The following is a 3,973-nucleotide window of genomic DNA, read 5'->3' as shown; positions in this document are numbered from 1 at the left end:
CCCGCATCGCGGGACATACAAATACTAGGGTCACTTCTCGATGAAAATCCCGGGTCAACTCTCAGCGGTAATCAACAGCGAATGGCCCTGACGTTGTGAACAACGGCATCGCGCTATCAGGCACGGCTCATTGGATGTTTGATCGTGGATTGATCAGCCTGGACGATGATTTGCGTATTCTTGTGTCACGGCAGGCCAATGACCCTGATGGCATCCACGCGCTCATCAACAAGAGTGGTCATGCCCTTATGCCTGTTCGTGGTTCTGACCGTCCTCATCCGCATTTTCTCACATGGCATCGGGATAACTGCTTCAAACAATAGATTAACTGGCCTGCCTTATCGTCAGAGGTGGTAATCGAACTTGCCGCGGTCAAACCCGCAACCTAATGATGAGACAATGACCGACGCGGGGGCAATCGAACAATTCATCGCGCATTGGCGTGACACGGGCGGGTCGGAGCTGGCGAACACGCAGAGCTTCATCAACGGCTTGTGCGCGCTCATCGGTGCGCGGCCGCCCCACGGCAGCAAGACCAACGACGCCGCCAACGATTATGTGTTCGAACGCCGCGTGTTTCAGGACAATGGCGACGGAACGCAGAGTTTTGGCCGCATCGACGCCTATAAGCGTGATTGCTTCATCCTTGAAGCCAAACAGGGCAGCGAAGGCGATCAGGCCGCGGCCGCCAAGGGTGAGGATGATCTCGACCTGTTCGGCCAGACCGCCAAGGCGCGGCTGAAACGCGGCACCGCCAAACGGGGGACGCCGGGATGGACCAGCGCCATGCTTGCTGCGAAGGGGCAGGCGGAACGTTATGCCAAGGCGCTACCCGTTGACCATGGCTGGCCGCCGTTCCTGCTTGTTACCGACATCGGCTATTGCATAGAGGTCTATGCCGACTTCACCGGCACCGGGAAAGCCTATGCCCAGTTCCCGAATCGCTCCCGCTATCGCATCATGCTGGAGGATTTGCGCGATGAAGATGTTCGCAAGCGCCTCCATGCGATCTGGACTTACCCCAGGAGCCTCGACCCCACAGCCCGTTCCGCCAAGGTCACGCGGGATATTGCCGATCTGCTCGCCAAAGTCGCCAAGCGCATCGAAGCGCGCAGCCATAATGCGGAGCGCACCAGCGGCTTCCTGATGCGCGTGCTGTTCACGATGTTTGCCGAGGACAGCGAACTCATTCCCAAGGGCAGCTTCACCGCGATGCTGGAGCAGCAGCGCGCCCACCCGCAGCATCTCGCGCCCCAGCTTTCCGCCTTATGGCAGGCGATGGATGAAGGCGCCTTCTCTCCCGCTCTCGGCGTCCCGCTCAAGAAATTCAACGGCTATTTGTTCAAGGACCGCACAGCGATAGAACTGGAGGCCGATGAGCTGGAAGTGCTGGTCCAGGCCGGCAAGCATGACTGGACGGAGGTGGAACCAGCCATCTTCGGCACGCTGCTGGAACGCGCATTGAACCCCAAAGAGCGCGCGAAGCTGGGCGCGCATTACACGCCCCGCGCCTATGTCGAACGGCTGGTCAGCCCCACCATCATAGAGCCGCTACGGGCCGACTGGATCGGTGTGCAGGGTGCGGTCGCCAGCCTTTTGGCAGAAGAAGGAGACAAATTCGTCCAGCGCAAAAACCTCGATAAATCCATTGATATTGTAAGAGCGTTTCACGGAAAACTGGCGTCTGTCAGAGTGCTGGATCCGGCCTGTGGCACAGGCAATTTTCTTTATGTCACCATGGCGCGGATGAAAGAGCTGGAGGGCGAAGTTCTTGAAATGTTGTCGCAGCTTGACCGCGATCAATATATCAATGAGCTGTCTGGTGGCACCATCACGCCGGAAAACTTCCTTGGCATAGAAATCAACCCGCGCGCCGCAGCCATCGCGCAGCTCGTGCTGTGGATCGGATATCTCCAGTGGCATTTCCGGGTGAACGGCAAGGCGAAGGCCCCGCCCGAACCGATCCTCAAGGATATCCGCACTATCGAGAACCGTGACGCGCTGATCGACTATGACAAGCGCGTGGTGGAGAAGGATGAACATGGCCAGCCCGTCACCCGTTGGGACGGCGAGACGATGAAGTCCCATCCCGTCACCGGCAAGCTGGTGCCGGATGAGGCAGCACGGCAGGAACTCTATTCCTACATCAAGCCGCGCGCCGCGAAATGGCCGAAGGCGGATTTTATCGTCGGGAACCCGCCCTTCATTGGCGCCAAGTTTCTGCGCGAGAAGCTGGGCGATGGCTATTTCACCGCCCTGTTCGCCACCACCGATGTGCCCGAAAGCGCGGACTTCGTGATGCACTGGTGGGACAAGGCGGCTACTGCCGTCCGCAAGGGCACCGCCCGCAGTTTTGGCTTCGTCACCACCAATTCCATCACCCAGACATTCAGCCGTCGCGTAGTGGCAAAGCATCTTGACGCCAAGGACCGCATCAGCTTGATTATTGCCATTCCCGATCACCCCTGGGTGGATGAGAAGGACGGCGCCGCCGTGCGCATTGCCATGACCGTGGCGGCGAAAAGCAAGGCGGAGGGGCAGTTGCTGAGCGTGGCGGAGGAGAGCGCTGCGCCGGGCCGCATCGATTTTACCCGCACCACCGGCATGATCAGCAGCGATCTGCGCGTCGGCGCGGACGTGACCAGTAGCGTGGCGCTCAAGGCAAATGACAAACTTAGTTCACCCGGTGTGAAGCTGCATGGCGATGGCTTTATCGTCACGCCGGAACAGGCGGTGGCGTTGGGCGACCAGAGCGCCGCGGTGATAAAGGATTATCGCAACGGCCGCGATCTTGCCGCCCGCCCGCGCGGCGTGATGGTGATTGACCTTTATGGCCTCAGCGAGGCGCAGGTGCGGGAACGCTATCCGGCGGTGTATCAGCACGTCCTGTCATCGGTGAAACCGCACCGCGACCAGAACAACCGCGCCAGCTACCGCGACAACTGGTGGCTGTTCGGCGAAGCCCGTTCCGAAATCCGCAAGGCGCTGGCCGGGCTGCCGCGTTATATCGCCACTGTCGTAACGACCAAGCATCGCATATTCCAGTTTCTACCCACATCCATCCTGCCGGATGACGCGCTTATCAATATTGCAATTAATGATGCCTTTGCACTTGGTGTGTTGAGCAGCGGCGTCCATGCGATCCAGCATATAGCGCTGCAGCGAACCGGTAAGCGGACCGCCGAATTGCGACACGAAGCTTATGTCGTCGAAGTCGAGAACGATGCGCCGGACCATACGCGACATGAGCTCACCCAGCACCAGCATCGCGGCCTGGCCGGCTTTCGTGCGCAACATCGTCGGATCCGCCTTGAGGGCGATACCGCGACCGGGGTCGAGCGGTCGCTCCCCATACCTACGGGTGCGATCAGCAAGCTTCGTGTAGAAGCGCTCTGTGGCCGCGACGCTCATAGTGCCGCGATCCCACCAACGACCGTCACGACGTCGACGTCCAGCGGCTGCCATCCGCCACTTTCACGAAATCGGTACACCGCCCACCCTGTGCGGGCGGGAAGATGATCGCCATAATCGGGGATAACGATCGAAATGAAGCCATTATAGCGGATGTTCGCTCCCTCCTCATCGCCCGCGCTATGGAACGCCTCCTGCGGATGGGTGTGGACCTGGCCGACAATCTGCAGATCGAGCTCCATCGCCAGGAAAACCACTTTCGCCATGGCGCGCGCCTCGATCACGAAGTGCCCGGCACCGGTGTGCGCTTTCGGTCGCACGCTCTGTAGAACTGAGACCTTGGCGCCATCGGCGCGACCAAGAAGCAATGCGACACCCTCATGACGCGCAGCACGCGCCGGGGCCAAGCATTCGAGCAATCCGTCATAGGCCGAATGTGCGAAAGAGATCGCCGGCGTATCGACATGCTCGGCAAAGTGATAGCGTTATAAACGGCGGAGTAAAAATGTACCACTGACGGGTCTTTTGGGGTCCGTTCATTTCGGAGTAAAAGTGTACCGGT

At 59.6% G+C, this 3,973-nt stretch carries 3 protein-coding genes; 2 read left to right on the top strand and 1 reads right to left on the bottom strand.

Features of this window, described 5'->3' with window-relative positions; genetic code table 11:
- Positions 1-95 precede the first annotated feature (95 nt).
- Positions 96-323 (top strand): HNH endonuclease, encoded by a 228-nt coding sequence (locus L3X40_RS21180; protein WP_445177231.1) that lies wholly within the window; start codon positions 96-98, stop codon positions 321-323.
- Between the two features lie 76 nt (positions 324-399).
- Positions 400-3,519 (top strand): class I SAM-dependent DNA methyltransferase, encoded by a 3,120-nt coding sequence (locus tag L3X40_RS21175; protein WP_237367327.1) that lies wholly within the window; start codon positions 400-402, stop codon positions 3,517-3,519.
- Here L3X40_RS21175 and L3X40_RS22620 read toward each other — a convergent pair.
- Positions 3,408-3,779: a hypothetical protein gene (locus L3X40_RS22620; RefSeq protein ID WP_445177232.1), complete on the bottom strand. Its 372-nt coding sequence runs from the start codon at positions 3,777-3,779 to the stop codon at positions 3,408-3,410. The two genes, L3X40_RS21175 and L3X40_RS22620, sit on opposite strands and share 112 nt — an antisense overlap.
- Positions 3,780-3,973: the final 194 nt, after the last annotated feature.

Source organism: Rhizorhapis sp. SPR117 (assembly GCF_021742065.1).
The sequence above is the reverse complement of the archived record's forward strand: the minus strand, read 5'-3'. Positions and strand labels throughout refer to the sequence as shown.

Coding starts and splice junctions, on each gene's coding strand:
- L3X40_RS21175 (WP_237367327.1), top strand. CDS start 400: ATGACCGACGCGGGGGCAATCGAACAATTCATCGCGCATTGGCGTGAC.